Genomic DNA, 15,796 nt, shown 5'->3' with positions numbered 1-15,796 from the left:
TCCAGGGGGTGAGGCGGCGGTCCGAGGGGCGGCCCGCCGGCATGCTCGGCACGGGCCTCACGCGCCGCGAACCCTCCGGTTCCCGGCCCGCCCCCGAACCGGTGCCGCTCTCCAGCCTTCCACCCCTGCTCGTACCCGCGCAACGGCACGGGGCGCGACCTGCGGCGCGCACCCCGTGCCAGGGCCGGTCACCCGTGCCACGACCGCCACAGCGCCGCGTAGGCGCCGTCGGCCGCCACCAGCTCGTCGTGGCTGCCGAGCTCGCTGATCCGGCCGTTCTCGACCACGGCGATGACGTCCGCGTCATGGGCGGTGTGCAGCCGGTGCGCGATGGCGACCACGGTGCGGCCGTCGAGGACCCGGGCCAGGGACCGTTCCAGGTGGCGGGCCGCCCGCGGGTCCAGGAGCGAGGTCGCCTCGTCCAGGACCAAGGTGTGCGGGTCGGCCAGCACCAGCCGGGCCAGCGCGATCTGCTGGGCCTGCGCCGGGGTCAGTGTGAGGCCGCCGGAGCCCACCTCGGTCTCCAGGCCCTGTTCCAGGGCCCGCGCCCAGCCGTCGGCGTCGACGGCGCCCAGGGCCGCCCACAGCTCGGCGTCCTCGGCGCCGGTCCGGGCGAGCAGCAGGTTGTCGCGCAGCGAGCCCACGAAGACGTGGTGCTCCTGGTTGACGAGGGCGACATGGGAACGGACCCGCTCGGCGGTCATCCGGGACAGCTCGGCGCCGCCGAGGGTGATCCGGCCGTCGCGGGGTGCGTAGATCCCGGCGAGCAGCCGGCCCAGGGTGGACTTTCCCGCGCCCGAGGGGCCGACCAGGGCGAGCCGGGTGCCCGGCGCGACCTCCAGGGAGACCCGGCGCAGCACGTCGACGCCCTGCAGGTAGCCGAACCGGACCTCGTCGGCGTGCACCTCGCGGCCCTCGGGTGTCAGCGCGGCGTCGCCGGGCTCCGGCTCGATGTCCCGTACGCCGACCAGCCGGGCCAGCGACACGTGCGCGACCTGCACCTCGTCGTACCAGCGCAGGATCAGGTTCACCGGTTCGACGAGCATCTGGGCGATGAGGGCGCCCGTGGTCAGCTGGCCGACGTCGAGCCAGCCGTGGAGGACGAAGACGCCTCCGATCATCAGCACCGAGCCGAGCACGGTGGTGTGGGTGGCGTTGGTGACGGGGAAGAGGACCGAGCGCAGCCACAGGGTGTACCGCTCCCAGCTGGTCCATTCCTTGATCCGGCGGTCGGACAGGGCGATGCGCCGGGCGCCGAGACGGTGCGCCTCGATGGTGCGCCCGGCGTCCACGGACTCGGTGAGAGCGGCGGCCACGGACGCGTAACCGGCGGCTTCGGAGCGGTAGCCGGCGGGGGCCCGCCTGAAGTACCAGCGGCAGCCGACGATCAGGACCGGCAGGGCGAGCAGTACGGCGGCGGCCAGCGGCGGCGCCGTGACCACGAGCCCGCCGAGCAGCAGCACCACCCACACGGCGCCGATCGACAGCTGCGGCACGGCCTCCCGCATGGCGTTGGCGAGCCGGTCGATGTCGGTGGTGATCCGGGACAGCAGATCGCCGGTGCCCGCCCGTTCCAGGACGCCCGGCGGCAGCCCGACCGACCGGACGAGGAAGTCCTCGCGCAGGTCGGCCAGCATCCGCTCGCCGAGCACGGCGCCGCGCAGCCGTACCTCGCGGACGAAGACGGCCTGGACGGCGAGCGCGAGCACGAACAGGCCGATGGTCAGGCCCAGATGCAGTTCTCGGGCACCGTCGGACACCCGCTCGATCAGTCCGCCGAGCAGGTACGGGCCGACCATGGAGGCGATCACGGCCACCGTGTTGACCAGGACGAGGACGGTGAAGGCCCGGCGGTGCCGGCGGAACAGCTCGGCCACGTAGGCGCGCACGGTGGAGCCGGCGCCGACGGGGAGGGTGGTGGCCGTCGTCGGGGCCGCCGGGTCGTAGGCCGGTGGTGCGACGCCGATCATGCGCTTTCCTCGATCTCTTCCAGCGCGCCGCTCCGCAGCGCGGCTTCCTTCTCCTTGAACGCGCCGCCTCGCAGGTCGGCGTCGTCGTCCGTCTCCCGGGTCACCACCGCCCGGTACCGGGGCTCGGTGCGCACCAGTTCGCGGTGCACGCCTACCGCCTCGACCTCGCCGTCGAGGATGAGCACGACCCGGTCGGCCCGGTCGAGCAGCAGCGGCGAGGAGGTGAACAGCACGGTCGTACGGCCCGAGCGCAGCTCGCGGATGCCCTCCGCGATCCGCGCCTCGGTGTGCGAGTCGACGGCGGAGGTCGGCTCGTCCAGGACGAGCACCTCGGGGTCGGTGATCAGCGACCGGGCGAGCGCGAGCCGCTGGCGCTGGCCGCCGGACAGGGAGCGGCCCCGCTCGGTGATCCGGGCGTCCATCGGGTCGGTGACGTCCAACGAACCCTGGACCAGGGCGTCCAGGACGTCCGCGCACTGGGCGGCGGCCAGCGCGTCCTCGGCCCGGACGGCGCCGGAGGCCGGCACGTCGAGCAGTTCGCGCAGCGAACCGGAGAGCAGGACCGGGTCCTTGTCCTGGACGAGTACCGCGGTACGGGCGGTCTCCAGCGGCAGTTCGTCGAGTGGTACACCGCCGAGCAGCACGGAGGCCGCGCTCTCGGCCGGGTGGCCGCCCAGCCGTTCGGCGAGGCGGCCGGCCGCGTCGGGGTCGCCGCAGACCACGGCGGTCAGCCGGCCCGCGGGGGCCAGCAGAGCGGTGTCCGGGTCGTACAGGTCGCCGTCCGGCACCGCGGCGGCGCGCGAGCCGCCGGTGCCGGTGGCCCGCTCCAGGGAGAGCACCCGGGCCGCCCGTTTCGCCGAGGGACGCGAGAAGGAGTACGCCATGGCGATCTCGGTGAAGTGCTGCAACGGGTAGTTGAGGATCATGACCGAGCTGTAGACGGTGACCAGTTCGCCGACGGTGACCCGGCCCTGCCGGGCGAGGTGGACGCCGTGCCAGACCACCGCGATCAGCAGCAGCCCGGGTACCAGCACCTGGATCGCGGCGATCAGGGACCACATCCGGGCGCTGCGCACGGCGGCCCGCCGTACCTCCTGGGAGGCCCGGCGGTAGCGGTCGAGGAAGAGGTCCTCGCCGCCGATGCCGCGCAGCACCCGCAGGCCCGCCACGGTGTCCGAGGCCAACTCGGTGGCCCGGCCGGCCTTCGCCCGCTGGAAGTCGGCGCGCCGGGTCGCCCGGGGCAGCAGCGGCAGGACGGCGATGGCCACCAGCGGCAGTCCCGCGGCGACCACCCAGCCGAGCGCCGGCTGGTAGAAGAACAGGCCGACGCCGACCACGACGACGGTCAGGGCGGCCGCGGTGAACCGGGAGACCGCCTCGACGAACCAGCCGATCTTCTCCACGTCGCCGGTGGAGACGGCGACCACCTCGCCGGCCGCCACCCGTCGGGTCAGGGCCGAGCCGAGCTGGGTGGCCCTGCGGGCGAGCAGCTGCTGGACGCGGGCGGCCGCGGTGATCCAGTTGGTGACGGCGGCGCGGTGCAGGAAGGTGTCGCCGACGGCGATCGCCGCGCCGCACAGCACGAGCAGACCGCCCGTCAGCGCCAGCCGGGTACCGGAACGGTCGACGACGGCCTGCACGGCGAACCCCACGCAGAAGGGGAGCGCGGAGACGGCCACGAAGTGCAGCAGTCCCCAGGCCAGCGCCTTCAGCTGGCCGCCGAGCTGGTTCCGCCCGAGCCACCACAGGAACCGGGGACCTGAACGTGCGTCCGGCACGCCCGGATCGGAATACGGAAGATCTTGAATGTGCATGACGTCCCAGCGGCTCGTGTCGGGGGGAAAGGTGGCGACAAGCCGTGAAAGGTTCGCGTCGGGGCGTGGTCGAAATCAAACGGTTTTCCTGGACGATCGGCGAAATCCACCGCCTTCCGGCCAGGGCTCACCATCCAACACGCGGCATATGTCAGGAAAGTAATTCAATGTGATGTTATGTGATGCCAGGATGACCGGGTGCAGATCAAAAACGTTCGGCGTGCGGCGGCCGTGACGGCGGTGGCCTTCGGGGCCCTCCTGATGGCCCTGGGCGGGTGCGGGGGACCGGAGAGCGGCGCCGGCGCGAAGAACGGCGTGCCGGGCACACCCGGCAGAGCCGCCGGGAGGGGCCCGGCGGAGCGGCCGAGTCCGGCCGTACCCGTTGCCGCGTCCGTCCCCGTCGGCGACCCGGCCACGCTGCCCGGCGTCGGCGAGCGCCTGCACACGGGGATCCCTCCCGGATCCGGCCAGGCTCTGGTCGTGTACGGCGAGGGCCGGGACTCGGCCGACTCCACGGTCGTGCTGTACGTCCTGGGGGACGACGGCTGGCGCCCGGTGGGCAGCTGGCCCGCGCACAACGGACGGAACGGCTGGACCACCGACCACTACGCGGGCGACGGGCGCAGCCCGGTCGGCGTGTTCACCGTCAGCGACGCGGGCGGTGTGCTCCCCGACCCCGGCACCAGGCTCTCCTACACCCACGACAGGGCCGCCTACGTGCCCCCGCCCTACTGGAGCGCGGCGTACCAGCACGACTTCGACTACGTCATCGCCATCGACTACAACCGGTTGCGGGGCGCGCCGCCGCACGACGCCACCCGCCCCTGGGGCGCCGGCCGGGGCGGCAAGATCTGGCTCCACCTCGACCACGGCGGCGGCACCTCGGCCTGTATCGGCCTCCCGGAGGAGGCCATGAGGGTCCTGCTCCGCACGTTCGACCCGGACCGTGACCCCGTAGTGGTGATGGGGGACCGGGCGGACCTGCTGGCCTAGCGGGGCACCGGGTGCCGCGCGGGATCACCGGCCGGCGGTGCCGGGCTTCACCTCGGGTGTCCCCGCCGATCCGGTGCTGGTGTGCACCAGGTCCACGTCGTTCGCCCGGACGTAGGCGAGCCGGTGGCCGAACTGGATCTCGTAGTACTTCTCCCGACCCAGTACCACGGGCTGGGGAATGTCGGAGAAGGTCGACCTGTCGACGTAGGAACCCTCCACGCCGGACTGGGTCACATATCGCTGGCCGGCCCGGAGGCTGTACGGGAGCGGCGAGTCGGACTCCTCCTCCATCCCCTCGGGGTAGGCGGTTTCCTCCGGCAGGGCGCGCCCGTACACGGGGATCTCGTCCAGTCCCTGCTTCGGGGTCACCATGCGGCCGCTGGCACCGACGGCCGTCGGGTGGTCCTTGGGGTTCTTGAACCAGGCCTTGTTGCCCTGGAACCAGATCGCCGTCCATTCGCCGCGGCGGTCGGCGACGGCGAAGGTCTGGCCGGTGGAGACCCGCGAACCGAGGTCGCTGACGTCCTCGGTGGACTCCTCGCCGTCCGGCCTGCGGCCCGGGTCCTGGATCAGCGGGGCGTCGTCGGCCGGTTGGGTGTGCAGGCGGACGGCGCTGGAGCCGTGCGGCTGGCACCGCTTCCCCGCGCCGTCGCACCCGGTGTACCGGGGCTTGTGGGTGGCGTAGTCGGGCAGGATCATCACCATGTCGCCGGCCGGTCCGGCCGAGGCCTTCAGCGGAGCGCCGAGCAGGTCGAAGTAGTGCTGCCAGTCCCAGAACGGGCCGGGGTCCTCGTGCATCTCGGGGATGCTGTCGCCGGTCGGGGCGGGCACGTTGTCATGCCCGAAGATGTGCTGCCGGTCGAGCGGGACGCCGTACTTCTTCGCCAGGAAGCGCACCAGACGGGCCGAGGACCGGTACATCCGCTCCGTGTACCAGGCGCCGGGGTGGGCGAGGAACCCCTCGTGCTCGACGCCGATCGAACGGGCGTTGACGAACTGGCTGCCCGAGTGCCAGGCCTCGTCCTTGGTCCGCACGTGCTGGGTGACGTGGCCGTCGGTGGAGCGGATCGAGTAGTGCCAGGACGCCTCGGTCGGGTCCTGCACGGTCTTGAACATGTTCGGCAGCGTCGACTCGGTGTCGTGGATGACGATGTACTCGATCTTCTGGTCCCGGGGGCGGTCGGCCAGGTCGTGGTTGCCGTAGTCGCCGTCCTCGTCGATCTGCACGTACGGCGCGGCGAGCCAGTCGCAGGCCAGCTCCGGAGGGCACTCGACCTCCTTGGGCCGCCGCGGGACCTGCGGCCCGGGGTTCGAGCGGACACCGGGACTCGCGGGGAGCGTGACCTCCTGGCCCTCGGCGGTGGTCCGGTGGGCACCCCGGCGGATCAGGGCGAAGACGTCGTCGGCGTACGTCGTCGCCGTGGCGACGTCACGGGTGCCGGGGAAACGTTCCACCGCCTGCCACCAGTCCGCCGGGTCCTTGCTGAGCCGCTTGCCGAGGTGCCGCTGCGCGGCGGCGAGCAGGGCCGCGCCGCCGCGTACGTTGGCGACGGCGTCCGATCGCAGGACGGCGGGCGGCGCCTTGATGAGGCGGGCGGCGCGATCCAGGTCCGCCGGCTGCACGGCGTGCCCGCCCGAGGCGAACACCGTCCCGGCGACGGCGCTGTTCTCGCGGCCGTCCGGCGTCGCCGGTGCGCCGCCGGTGCCGCCGCCGGTCTCCACCAGGTGCATCGGCCCGTACCCGCCCGCGACGCTGGGGGTGCCGGGGTGGGAGTCCCAGCGCGACTGCATGTAGGACACGCTCAGGAGCACACTGCTCGGGACGTGGAACTCGCGGGCGGCGTCCGTGAAGGCGTTCTGCAGGCGCTGGTCCTCCGCCTCGTCGGCGCCCGACGCCGGGAGGATCAGCAGCGGTGGCAGCAGCGCGGCCGTCGCGAGCAGACACGCCGTCAGTCGGCAGGTTCGCAGGCCGCCGGGGACACGTTGGGCGACAGTTCTTCTCATACCTGAGGGTCTCCAACCGCTTGCTGAGGGTCTCCAACCACGCTCGTCGCAACCAGGGCGAAGGGACTGCCCTTATGCCACCCCCCGTACGCTTCCGTGTCCCGCGCGGCACGGCGCGCCGAACGTCAACCGGGTGGACCAGCGGTCCGGCAGAGGCCACCCGGTCGGCGGCAGCGCATCGGCATCCGAGGGGGTGGCCGCGGACCGTCCGGACTCAGTCCTCGACCGGATCCACCCGCCAGTCGGGACGGCCGGGCATCGGCGGGGTGTCCGGCCCGTACAGCCAGGCCGTCAGAAAGGGCGTCAGATCCTCGCCCGCGACCCGCGAGGCGAGCGCGACGAAGTCCTTGGTGCCGGCCGCACGGCCCCGGTACCTGGTCACCCAGGTGCGTTCGATCCGGTCGAACGTCTCGTCACCTACCTTCTGCCGCAGGGCGTACAGCACCAGTGCCGAGCCGTCGTAGCGCATCACCTTGAAGAGCGTCGGCTCCGTGGGCTCGGCGGGTGCCCCGTCGTCGTGGCGCCACTGGTCGTGCTGCTCGTACGCGTCCCGCATGGCGTCCTCCATGCGGACGCCGCCGTGCTCGTCGGAGTACAGCCGTTCGTAGTAGCGGGCATGACCCTCACTCAGCCACAGGTCGGACCACCGCCGGATGGCGACGCTGTCCCCGGTCCAATGGTGGGTCAGCTCGTGCACGAGATTGCGTTCGGCGTCGACGCGGTCGCCCAGCAGGTCGTCCTTCGGTACGACGGACAGGGACTGCGTCTCCAGCGCCACCGGCAGGTCGGTGTCCCCGACCAGGACGCCGTAGCGACGGAACGGGTACGGCCCGAGACGCTCCTCCAGCCAGGCGAGGTGATCCGCCGTGAGCGCGCGGTCGGCCGCGGTGTCCGCGACCAGGCCGTCCGGCACCACGTCCCTGACGGGCAGTCCGCGCGGACCGGTGCTGTCGAGGACCGTGAACTTCCCGATCGCCACCTGGATCAGCTGGGCCGCGAGCGGCTCCTCGGAGTCGTACGTCCACCGCACGCGTCCGCCGGGCCGGGGCGCGCGCTCGACGAGCCGTCCGTTGGCCACCGCGCGGAGCCCCGCGGGGGTGGTGATGCGGAAGGCGACCGGCGCCCGCAGGCTGGGGTGGTCGTCCACCGGGAAGACCAGTTTGGCGCCGTCGGGCTGTGCATACAGCAGGGTCCCGTCGGCGGTGGGCACCCAGCCGTACTCCCGGATCGCGTCGCCGCGCCGCCGGCGCTGGGTGGGGTCGGCGGTGTAGGTGACGCGGACGGCGAACGCGCGGCCGCGCGGGATCGGCCGGGCGGGCGTGACGACGAGTTCGTCGCCGTCCCGTACGGCCGTGGCCGGTGTGCCGTCGACGGTGACCTTGTGCAGGGTGTTGCCGGCGAAGTCCAGGTCGAAGCGGGACAGCGCCTGCGTGGCGGTCGCGCTGATGGTGGCGCCGGCCTCGAAGGGCGTCCCGGGTGCCTGCCAGTCGAAGTCGAGTGCGTAACGGCGCACCGTGTAGCCGCCGTTGCCGTCCAGGGGCATCAGCGGATCGCCGATACCCGGCGCGCCGGGGGCCGGGGCCGGGGCCGGGGCCGGGGCCGGGGCCGGGGCCGGGCCGGAGGCGGCGGCCGAGGGGCCGGGGGCGGGGGAGTCGTGGTCCCGGTGCGGGAGGCCGGCGAGCACGGCGTCGCAGGTGAGGGCGGTGGCACCGCCGAGGGCGAGGGCGAGGGCCACGCGGCGGACGCGACCGGTCGTGATCTCCATGGAAGCACTGTGGCAGCAGGATCGGTTTATAGCACCATATGCACCTCTGGTGGGTGCCCGTGCAGATCCGTGCGCGCGTGCGCGCGCCGCGGGGGTGGTAGGCCGGTCTCGTCGTTGCGGTCGGGGGGCAACTCCCCGTAGAACACCGGCCATGAGAAGACGGATCGTCATGTCCATGCTTGCCGGGGTGACCCTCCTGGCGAGCGCGCTCTTGGGCACGGGCGCCCCGGCCGCCTCGGCGGCCGACGTCCCGGCGGAGTTCGGCACCGACTGGCACGACCCGGTGACCGCCGCCCCGCCGGTGTCCGTGCCCATGGGTGCGAAGTCCTGCCAAGTCACCCTGGCCGAGGCCCGGTTCCGCGACTTCACGCCCTACCGGGGCACCTACGCACCGCCCCGGGGCTGCGGCGGACGCTGGAGCGAGGTGGTGCTGCGGCTCGACGGCAAGGTGAAGGGCCGTCAGTACGACCGGCTCGGCTATCTGCACGTCGGAGGCGTGGAGGTGCTGCGCACCTCCACCCCCGAACCCTCGCCGGACGGCATCGAGTGGCACGTGGAGAAGGACGTCACCCGCTACAGCGACACCTTCCGCGGCACCCAGGACGTCGAGATGCTGATCGGCAACGTCGTCGACGACACGTACACGGGCGTCATCGACGTCAAGGCCACGCTCACGTTCTACGCGGGACGCCCCCGGGCCACGGTCCCCGACCGGGTGCTCACCCTCGACGGCGGCACCACCCTGACCACCCCGCGCAACAGCGAGCGCATCGTCGCCGAGGTGTACGCCACCGGATCCGGCGGCGGCTGCGAGGAGTTCTGGTACCTGACGGTCGCCGACCCGGCGTCGTACTCCTGCAAGGCGGACCGCGGCCCCTACCGGGAGGTGCAGATCACGGTGGACGGCCGGCCGGCCGGAATCGCCGCGCCGTTCCCGAACGTGTGGACCGGCGGCTGGTCCAACCCCTTCCTCTGGTACGTCGTGCCGGCCCCCCGCGCCTTCGACGTCAAGCCGATCGAGTACGACCTGACGCCGTTCGCCGGACTGCTCGACGACGGTCGCCCGCACCGGGTCGAGGTCTCCGTGGCCGGGGTGCCCGAGGGGCAGGCCGGCTGGAGCGCCCCCGTGAACGTGCTGGTCTGGCAGGACGCGCACCGCGCCCGCGTCACCGGCGCGGTCACCGTCGCGAGGGCCTCCGAACCCGTCAACTCCTCGGTGTACACCCCGGGTCCGGGGGAGTACCGGGTCGACACCGGCGCCGGGCACCGGCTGACCGTCTCCGGATACGTCGACACCTCGCACGGCCGGGTGACCACCACCGTCAGCCGGACGCTGGCCAACACCTCCGCGCACCGCTGGAACGACGGCGAGACGACCGACGCGCTCGACGCCGTCTGGACGGACGACCAGAGTGTCACGGTGCGGGCGGGCGGGGCGCCCCGGACGACGCGCACCGGGCGGACGTACACGATGAGCGGGGCCATCACGATCGGCGCCGACGACCGGCTGCGCACCGGACTGACCCTCGGCGACCGGGCGGCGGTCACCTCGCCCCTGGGCGGTCGGTCATGGCTGGACGACACCTACCGCGGCGACGCGACGTACACCTTGAACGTGCCGCGCGACCAGCGGCACGCGGTCGGCACGTCGAGCGAGCGCTTCCGGCTGTACGGATCCGGCGGGTGCTACGACCGGTCGCTGACCACCGAACAGGGGGTGCTGACGGCGGACCGCGACGGCTGCTGAGCGGCGGCCGCGGAGCGGGGAGCGGCTCATCCTCCGGAAGACCGGGCGGGGTGAGCCGCTCCGACGCGGCTCAGCAGTGCCTCGCCGGCACCGGCCCGTCGACCAGGGTGTCGAGCAGTCCGCCCAGTACCTCCCGCTGCTCCTCCGACAGCGGGGCGAGGATCTCCTCCGCCGCGGACCTCCGGGCGGCGCGCAGCTCACGCAGGGTCGCGTGCCCCTCGTCCGTGATCTCGATCCGGGTCACCCGGCGGTTCGTCGGATCCGGTACCCGGCACACCTTGCCGCTCGCCTCCAGGCCGTCGACCAGCGTCGTCACCGCGCGAGGCACCACCTCGAGGCGTGCGGCGAGGTCGGCCATGCGCGGAGGTGCGTCGTAGTGCGCGAGAGTGCGCAGCAGCCGAGACTGGGCCGGAGTGACGCCCAGATCGCGCGCCGCCAGATGGCGCTTCTGGATACGCCACACCCGGCGGGTGAGGCGCAGCAACTGCTCGGCGAGCGGGCCGTCGGAGTCGGGGGTGCTCATACGGGAACAATATCAGGACTATGTTCATTGTGAGCATAGGTAACAGTGAGCTATGCTCCGTGAATCCGTACACACCGCACCCATCCGCAGGAGCCATGCCCCGAGACGAGATCAACTGGACCCCAGACGGCACCTCGGCCGGAGAACCCCGCCAGGTGCGCCGTATCCTCAGCCTCTTCCGCCCCTACCGCGGACGGCTCGCGATCGTCGGCCTGCTGGTCGGCGCCGCATCGCTGGTGTCGGTCGCCACGCCCTTCCTGCTGAAGGCGATCCTCGACACCGCCATCCCGCAGGGCCGCACCGGACTGCTCAGCCTGCTGGCGCTGGGCATGATCCTCAGTGCTGTCCTCACCAGCGTCTTCGGCGTCCTGCAGACGCTGATATCCACCACCGTCGGCCAGCGCGTCATGCACGACCTGCGCACCGCCGTCTACGGCCGGCTGCAGCGCATGTCGCTCGCCTTCTTCACCCGCACCCGCACCGGCGAGGTGCAGTCCCGCATCGCCAACGACATCGGTGGCATGCAGGCCACCGTCACCTCGACGGCCACCTCCCTGGTCTCCAACCTGACCGGCGTGGTCGCCACGATCATCGCGATGATCGCCCTCGACTGGCGGCTCACCGTCGTCTCGCTGGTCCTGCTGCCCGCCTTCGTGTGGATCAGCCGCCGGGTCGGCAACGAGCGCAAGAGGATCACCACCGAGCGCCAGAAGCAGATGGCCGCGATGGCCGCGACGGTCACCGAGTCGCTCTCCGTCAGCGGCATCCTGCTCGGCCGGACCATGGGCCGCGCCGACTCGCTCACTGCCTCCTTCTCGGAGGAGTCCGAGCAGCTCGTCGGCCTGGAAGTGCGCTCGAACATGGCCGGCCGCTGGCGCATGGCCGTGATCACGATCGTGATGGCCGCGATGCCCGCCGTCATCTACTGGACCGCCGGCATGGCGCTCCACCTGGGCGGCCCGCGGATCTCGCTCGGCACCATCGTCGCCTTCGTCTCGCTCCAGCAGGGCCTGTTCCGGCCCGCCGTGAGCCTGCTGGCGACCGGCGTGCAGATCCAGACCTCCCTCGCCCTGTTCCAGCGCATCTTCGAGTACCTCGACCTGCCAATCGACATCACCGAGCGGGACGAGCCGGTCCACCTCGACCGGGTGAAGGGCGAGGTGCGCTTCGAGAAGGTCGAGTTCCGCTACGACGACAAGAGCGGCCCCGTCCTCGACGGCATCGACCTCACCGTCCCGGCCGGCGGCAGCCTGGCGGTCGTCGGCCCGACCGGCGCCGGCAAGTCCACGCTCGGCTACCTGGTGCCGCGGCTCTACGACGTCACCGGCGGCCGGGTCACCCTGGACGGCGTCGACGTCCGTGACCTCGACTTCGACACCCTCGCCCGCGCGGTCGGCGTCGTCTCCCAGGAGACGTACCTCTTCCATGCCTCGGTCGCCGACAACCTGCGCTTCGCCAAGCCGGACGCCACCGACGAGGAACTTCGCGCGGCCGCTCGCGCGGCCCAGATCCACGATCACATCGCCGCACTGCCCGACGGCTACGACACCGTCGTCGGCGAACGCGGCCACCGTTTCTCCGGCGGCGAGAAGCAGCGGCTGGCCATCGCGCGTACCATCCTGCGCGATCCGCCGGTCCTCATCCTCGACGAGGCGACCAGCGCCCTGGACACCCGCACCGAGCACGCGGTGCAGCAAGCCATCGACTCCCTGTCGGCCAACCGGACGACCGTCACCATCGCCCACCGGCTGTCCACGATCCGCGGTGCCGACCAGATCGTCGTTCTCGACTCCGGCCGGGTGGCCGAACGGGGCACGCACGAGGAGCTGCTGGAACGCGACGGACGGTACGCGGCGCTGGTGCGCCGGGACGCCCGGGTGGAGACGGCGGCGGCGTCGGAGGCGACGGATGGGGCCGCGGGGGAGCGGCCGGGCCGGACCGGCGACGCGGCCCCGTGGGAGACGGCGAGACGGCCGGGGCGCCGGCGGGGCGACCGAGCGGCGGCAGTGGGTGACTCCGCCGACAAGCTGAGCCCGACAAGCTGACGATATGTCGGGTTTATGACTGTTTGCGGGCTAACGTTCCCGCATGCAGATGAACACTCCGCGACGGAAAGCCGCCCGAGGGGGCGCGGTCCGACGGAACACGGTCCGGTCGAGGGCGATCCGGCGGAAGGCCGTCCGGCTGACGCGTCGGGGCAGGCTCCTCCTCGGTGCGGTCGGTGTCGTCGTGGCGGGCGCCGCCGTGACGGTGCCGCTGCTGGTCCTGGCCCACGGCGCGGCCGGCAGGCCCACCACCCTGGTCATCCCGGAGGGCTGGCGCGCCAGCCAGGTCTACGACGCCGTCGACAGGGCGCTCGCCCTTCCCGCGGGCAGCACCAGGCAGTCCGTCGGCGACGCGGGCCTGAAACTGCCCGGCGACGCTGGGGGCAACCCCGAGGGCTATCTCTTCCCGGCCACCTATCCGCTGGACAAGGACGCGACCCCGCAGTCCGTGCTGCGGTACATGGTCGACACCGCCAACCAGCGGTTCGGCGGGGCGCCCGTCGCGGCCGGTGCGCAGCGCGACGCGATGAACGTCTACCAGGCGGTGACCATCGCCAGCATCGTCCAGGCCGAGGCGGCGGACAAGGCCGACATGGGGAAGGTGGCCCGGGTCGTCTTCAACCGGCTGCAGAGCGGCATGCCGCTGCAGATGGACTCCACCCTCAACTACGCCCTCGGCCGCAGCACCCTCGACACCACGGTGGCCGACACCCGTGTCGAGAACCCGTACAACTCCTACCAGCGCATGGGCCTGCCGCCCAGTCCCATCGACAACCCGGGCGAGGACGCCATGCGCGCCGCGATGAACCCCACGCCGGGCAACTGGCTGTACTTCGTCACGGTCAAGCCGGGGGACACCCGGTTCACCGCCGACTACGCCGAACACCAGCGCAATGTCGCGGAGTTCAACGCGGAGCGGAAGAACGCGGAGGCGAAGGACACCACCCGGCGGTCGCCGTCGGCCGCGCAGCCGTCCGGCTGAGACGCCGCTGCCCCACGTGCGGGGCAGCGCGGCCGGGTGTCACGCGGCGACCCGCTCCCCCGCGAGCAGCCGCCTGATGTCCGTGACGGCCTGGCGGCCGGCGCGGTTGGCGCCGATGGTGCTGGCCGAGGGGCCGTACCCCACGAGATGGACCCGCGGATCGACGACCGAACGGGTTCCCTCGACCCGGATCCCGCCGCCCGGCTCGCGCAGCCGCAGCGGCGTCAGATGGTCGAGGGCGGCACGGAAACCGGTCGCCCACAGGATGACGTCGGCCTCGACACGACTGCCGTCGCTCCACTCCACCCCGTCCGGCGTCAGGCGGGCGAACATCGGTCGCCGGTCCAGGACACCGTCCCTCAGGCCCTGGCGGATCGCGTCGTTGAGGGGCAGCCCGGTCACCGAGACCACGCTCCGCGGCGGCAGCCCCTGCCGGACCCGCTCCTCCACCAGCGCCACCGCGGACCGGCCCGCGCCCTCGTCGAAGGGCCCCTCACGGAAGACCGGCGGGCGCCGGGTGACCCAGGTGGTGGCGGCCGCGTACGGGGCGAGTTCCAGCAGGTGCTGGGTGCCGGAGGCGCCGCCGCCGACGACCACCACCCGCTTCCCGGTGAACTCCTCGGGCCCGGCGTACTGCGCGGTGTGCAACTGCCGGCCGCGGAACGTCTCCTGACCCGGGTAACGCGGCCAGAACGGCCGGTCCCAGGTGCCGGTCGCGTTGATCAGCGCCCGCGCCGACCAGTCCCCGGCGTCCGTCTCCACGAGCAGCCGTCCGCCCTCGCCCTCGCGCACCGCGCGGACGTCAACGGGGCGCCGTACCCGCAGGTCGAAGGTGCGCTCGTAGTCCGCGAAGTACGCGCCGATCACCTCGGCGGAGGGCCGCGCCGGGTCGGCCCCGGTCAGCTCCATGCCCGGCAGCGCGTGCATCCCGTGGACCTTGCCGTACGTCAGCGACGGCCACCGGAACTGCCAGGCGCCGCCCGGGGCGGGGGAGTGGTCCAGGACCACGAAGTCGCGGTCCGGCTCGAAACCGGTGCGGCGCAGGTGATAGGCGCTGGACAGACCGGCCTGACCAGCGCCCGCGACGACCACCTCGACCTCGCGCATGTTGTTCACGCTTCCACCAACAGGAGGCGCGCCACGGATCTTCCCGCCACGGCGGCCGCGTGCGCCGGCGGTGCGGCGGATGCGCGAGGATGGGGGCATGCCGGATGCCTTCACCACACGCGTGCTGCACGTCACCACCGGGACCCGCGAGCGGGTCGTCGACCTGACCGCGGAGTGCGAGGCCTTCCTCCGCGAGGCCGCGGCCGGCCGGGACGGCCTGCTGAACGTCTTCACGCCGCACGCGACGGCCGGGATCGCGGTCATCGAGACCGGCGCCGGCAGCGACGACGACCTGCTGGCCGCCCTGCACACCCTGCTCCCCGCCGACGACCGCTGGCAGCACCGGCACGGCAGCCCGGGCCACGGCCGCGACCACGTCCTGCCGGCCTTCGTGCCCCCGCACGCCACCCTCCCGGTGATCGACGGCCGGCCGGCACTGGGCACCTGGCAGTCGGTGTGCCTGGTCGACACGAACAAGGACAACACCGACCGTCAGGTCCGGCTGAGCTTCCTGGGCTGACTTCACCGCGGGCGGGGACGGGCCCGGACCGCTCAGGCGGGCGGCTGGTGGAGCAGCGCGGCCCGCAGGGCCTGATCGGTGATCTGGTCGGGAGGGCGGTGAAGCGTCCAGCGGTGTGCCTCGCCGTCCATGGGGAGCACGGCGACGACGGTCCTGCGCGGTGGCCGGCCGGGTTCGGTGTACCGGAACTCGCGGATCACGACGGCGGTGTCGTCGTCCAGGCCGAGCAGGGCGCGCACGCGCTCGCTCAGTCCGCGCGGCCGCGGGCTCGGTCCGTCGGTTGCCGGGTGTGGTTGCGGTGGCATCGGGAGACTCCTTGGTTCCGT

Annotated in this window: 12 protein-coding genes; 5 read left to right on the top strand and 7 right to left on the bottom strand. The window is 72.9% G+C overall.

The genetic code is table 11. The annotated features are described in order from the left end of the window. Nucleotides 1–188 precede the first annotated feature (188 nt). Both ACZ4O3_RS12780 and ACZ4O3_RS12775 read right to left on the bottom strand, forming a co-directional pair. On the bottom strand, nt 189–1,970 hold the full coding sequence (locus ACZ4O3_RS12780) for an ABC transporter ATP-binding protein (protein WP_362731562.1): 1,782 nt from the start codon (nt 1,968–1,970) through the stop codon (nt 189–191). After that, on the bottom strand, nt 1,967–3,784 hold the full coding sequence (locus ACZ4O3_RS12775; RefSeq protein ID WP_467722154.1) for an ABC transporter ATP-binding protein: 1,818 nt from the start codon (nt 3,782–3,784) through the stop codon (nt 1,967–1,969). The genes ACZ4O3_RS12780 and ACZ4O3_RS12775 overlap by 4 nt, the downstream gene beginning before the upstream one ends. A 198-nt stretch (nt 3,785–3,982) precedes the next feature. On the opposite strand from ACZ4O3_RS12775, the gene ACZ4O3_RS12770 reads away from it, so the two are divergent. After that, the gene (locus tag ACZ4O3_RS12770) at nt 3,983–4,777 is read left to right on the top strand and encodes a L,D-transpeptidase family protein (RefSeq protein ID WP_467722153.1); all 795 of its coding nucleotides are present in this window, start codon (nt 3,983–3,985) and stop codon (nt 4,775–4,777) included. A 24-nt stretch (nt 4,778–4,801) separates the two neighbouring features. Here ACZ4O3_RS12770 and ACZ4O3_RS12765 read toward each other — a convergent pair whose 3' ends face one another. Both ACZ4O3_RS12765 and ACZ4O3_RS12760 read right to left on the bottom strand, forming a co-directional pair. Continuing rightward, nucleotides 4,802–6,781, bottom strand: coding sequence for an N-acetylmuramoyl-L-alanine amidase (locus tag ACZ4O3_RS12765; RefSeq protein ID WP_467722152.1), 1,980 nt, complete (start codon nt 6,779–6,781; stop codon nt 4,802–4,804). A gap of 214 nt (nt 6,782–6,995) precedes the next feature. Continuing rightward, a complete protein-coding gene (locus tag ACZ4O3_RS12760) occupies nt 6,996–8,546 on the bottom strand; it encodes a M1 family metallopeptidase (protein ID WP_467722151.1) in 1,551 nt (516 codons plus the stop codon). 151 nt (nt 8,547–8,697) lie between these two features. On the opposite strand from ACZ4O3_RS12760, the gene ACZ4O3_RS12755 reads away from it, so the two are divergent. After that, the gene (locus tag ACZ4O3_RS12755) at nt 8,698–10,293 is read left to right on the top strand and encodes a peptide-N4-asparagine amidase (RefSeq protein WP_467722150.1); all 1,596 of its coding nucleotides are present in this window, start codon (nt 8,698–8,700) and stop codon (nt 10,291–10,293) included. A gap of 70 nt (nt 10,294–10,363) precedes the next feature. Here ACZ4O3_RS12755 and ACZ4O3_RS12750 read toward each other — a convergent pair whose 3' ends face one another. Then, nucleotides 10,364–10,816: a MarR family winged helix-turn-helix transcriptional regulator gene (locus ACZ4O3_RS12750; RefSeq protein WP_362728484.1), complete on the bottom strand. Its 453-nt coding sequence runs from the start codon at nt 10,814–10,816 to the stop codon at nt 10,364–10,366. A gap of 95 nt (nt 10,817–10,911) precedes the next feature. On the opposite strand from ACZ4O3_RS12750, the gene ACZ4O3_RS12745 reads away from it, so the two are divergent. Together ACZ4O3_RS12745 and mltG are read left to right on the top strand one after the other, a co-directional pair. Then, nucleotides 10,912–12,861: an ABC transporter ATP-binding protein gene (locus ACZ4O3_RS12745; RefSeq protein ID WP_467722149.1), complete on the top strand. Its 1,950-nt coding sequence runs from the start codon at nt 10,912–10,914 to the stop codon at nt 12,859–12,861. Between the two features lie 43 nt (nt 12,862–12,904). Beyond that, the gene (mltG, locus tag ACZ4O3_RS12740) at nt 12,905–13,843 is read left to right on the top strand and encodes an endolytic transglycosylase MltG (protein ID WP_467722148.1); all 939 of its coding nucleotides are present in this window, start codon (nt 12,905–12,907) and stop codon (nt 13,841–13,843) included. A 39-nt stretch (nt 13,844–13,882) separates the two neighbouring features. Here mltG and ACZ4O3_RS12735 read toward each other — a convergent pair whose 3' ends face one another. Continuing rightward, complete coding sequence (locus tag ACZ4O3_RS12735; protein ID WP_362732789.1) at nt 13,883–14,959, bottom strand: NAD(P)-binding domain-containing protein; 1,077 nt, start codon at nt 14,957–14,959, stop codon at nt 13,883–13,885. Between the two features lie 88 nt (nt 14,960–15,047). On the opposite strand from ACZ4O3_RS12735, the gene ACZ4O3_RS12730 reads away from it, so the two are divergent. Continuing rightward, nucleotides 15,048–15,470, top strand: coding sequence for a secondary thiamine-phosphate synthase enzyme YjbQ (locus tag ACZ4O3_RS12730; RefSeq protein WP_384994986.1), 423 nt, complete (start codon nt 15,048–15,050; stop codon nt 15,468–15,470). Nucleotides 15,471–15,502: 32 nt separating this feature from the next. Here the strand turns inward: ACZ4O3_RS12730 and ACZ4O3_RS12725 are convergent, their stop codons facing one another. Continuing rightward, nucleotides 15,503–15,775, bottom strand: coding sequence for a hypothetical protein (locus tag ACZ4O3_RS12725; RefSeq protein ID WP_467722147.1), 273 nt, complete (start codon nt 15,773–15,775; stop codon nt 15,503–15,505). Between the last annotated feature and the right edge of the window lie 21 nt (nt 15,776–15,796).

This window comes from Streptomyces sp. NPDC026515 (assembly GCF_055567595.1).
The sequence above is the reverse complement of the archived record's forward strand: the minus strand, read 5'-3'. Positions and strand labels throughout refer to the sequence as shown.

What these genes read in the sequence shown, in the direction of transcription:
- mltG (WP_467722148.1), top strand. Translation starts at nt 12,905, where the DNA reads ATGCAGATGAACACTCCGCGACGGAAAGCCGCCCGAGGGGGCGCGGTC.
- ACZ4O3_RS12755 (WP_467722150.1), top strand. Translation starts at nt 8,698, where the DNA reads ATGAGAAGACGGATCGTCATGTCCATGCTTGCCGGGGTGACCCTCCTG.
- ACZ4O3_RS12725 (WP_467722147.1), bottom strand. Translation starts at nt 15,775, where the DNA reads ATGCCACCGCAACCACACCCGGCAACCGACGGACCGAGCCCGCGGCCG.
- ACZ4O3_RS12760 (WP_467722151.1), bottom strand. Translation starts at nt 8,546, where the DNA reads ATGGAGATCACGACCGGTCGCGTCCGCCGCGTGGCCCTCGCCCTCGCC.
- ACZ4O3_RS12730 (WP_384994986.1), top strand. Translation starts at nt 15,048, where the DNA reads ATGCCGGATGCCTTCACCACACGCGTGCTGCACGTCACCACCGGGACC.
- ACZ4O3_RS12745 (WP_467722149.1), top strand. Translation starts at nt 10,912, where the DNA reads ATGCCCCGAGACGAGATCAACTGGACCCCAGACGGCACCTCGGCCGGA.
- ACZ4O3_RS12780 (WP_362731562.1), bottom strand. Translation starts at nt 1,970, where the DNA reads ATGATCGGCGTCGCACCACCGGCCTACGACCCGGCGGCCCCGACGACG.
- ACZ4O3_RS12765 (WP_467722152.1), bottom strand. Translation starts at nt 6,781, where the DNA reads ATGAGAAGAACTGTCGCCCAACGTGTCCCCGGCGGCCTGCGAACCTGC.
- ACZ4O3_RS12775 (WP_467722154.1), bottom strand. Translation starts at nt 3,784, where the DNA reads ATGCACATTCAAGATCTTCCGTATTCCGATCCGGGCGTGCCGGACGCA.
- ACZ4O3_RS12750 (WP_362728484.1), bottom strand. Translation starts at nt 10,816, where the DNA reads ATGAGCACCCCCGACTCCGACGGCCCGCTCGCCGAGCAGTTGCTGCGC.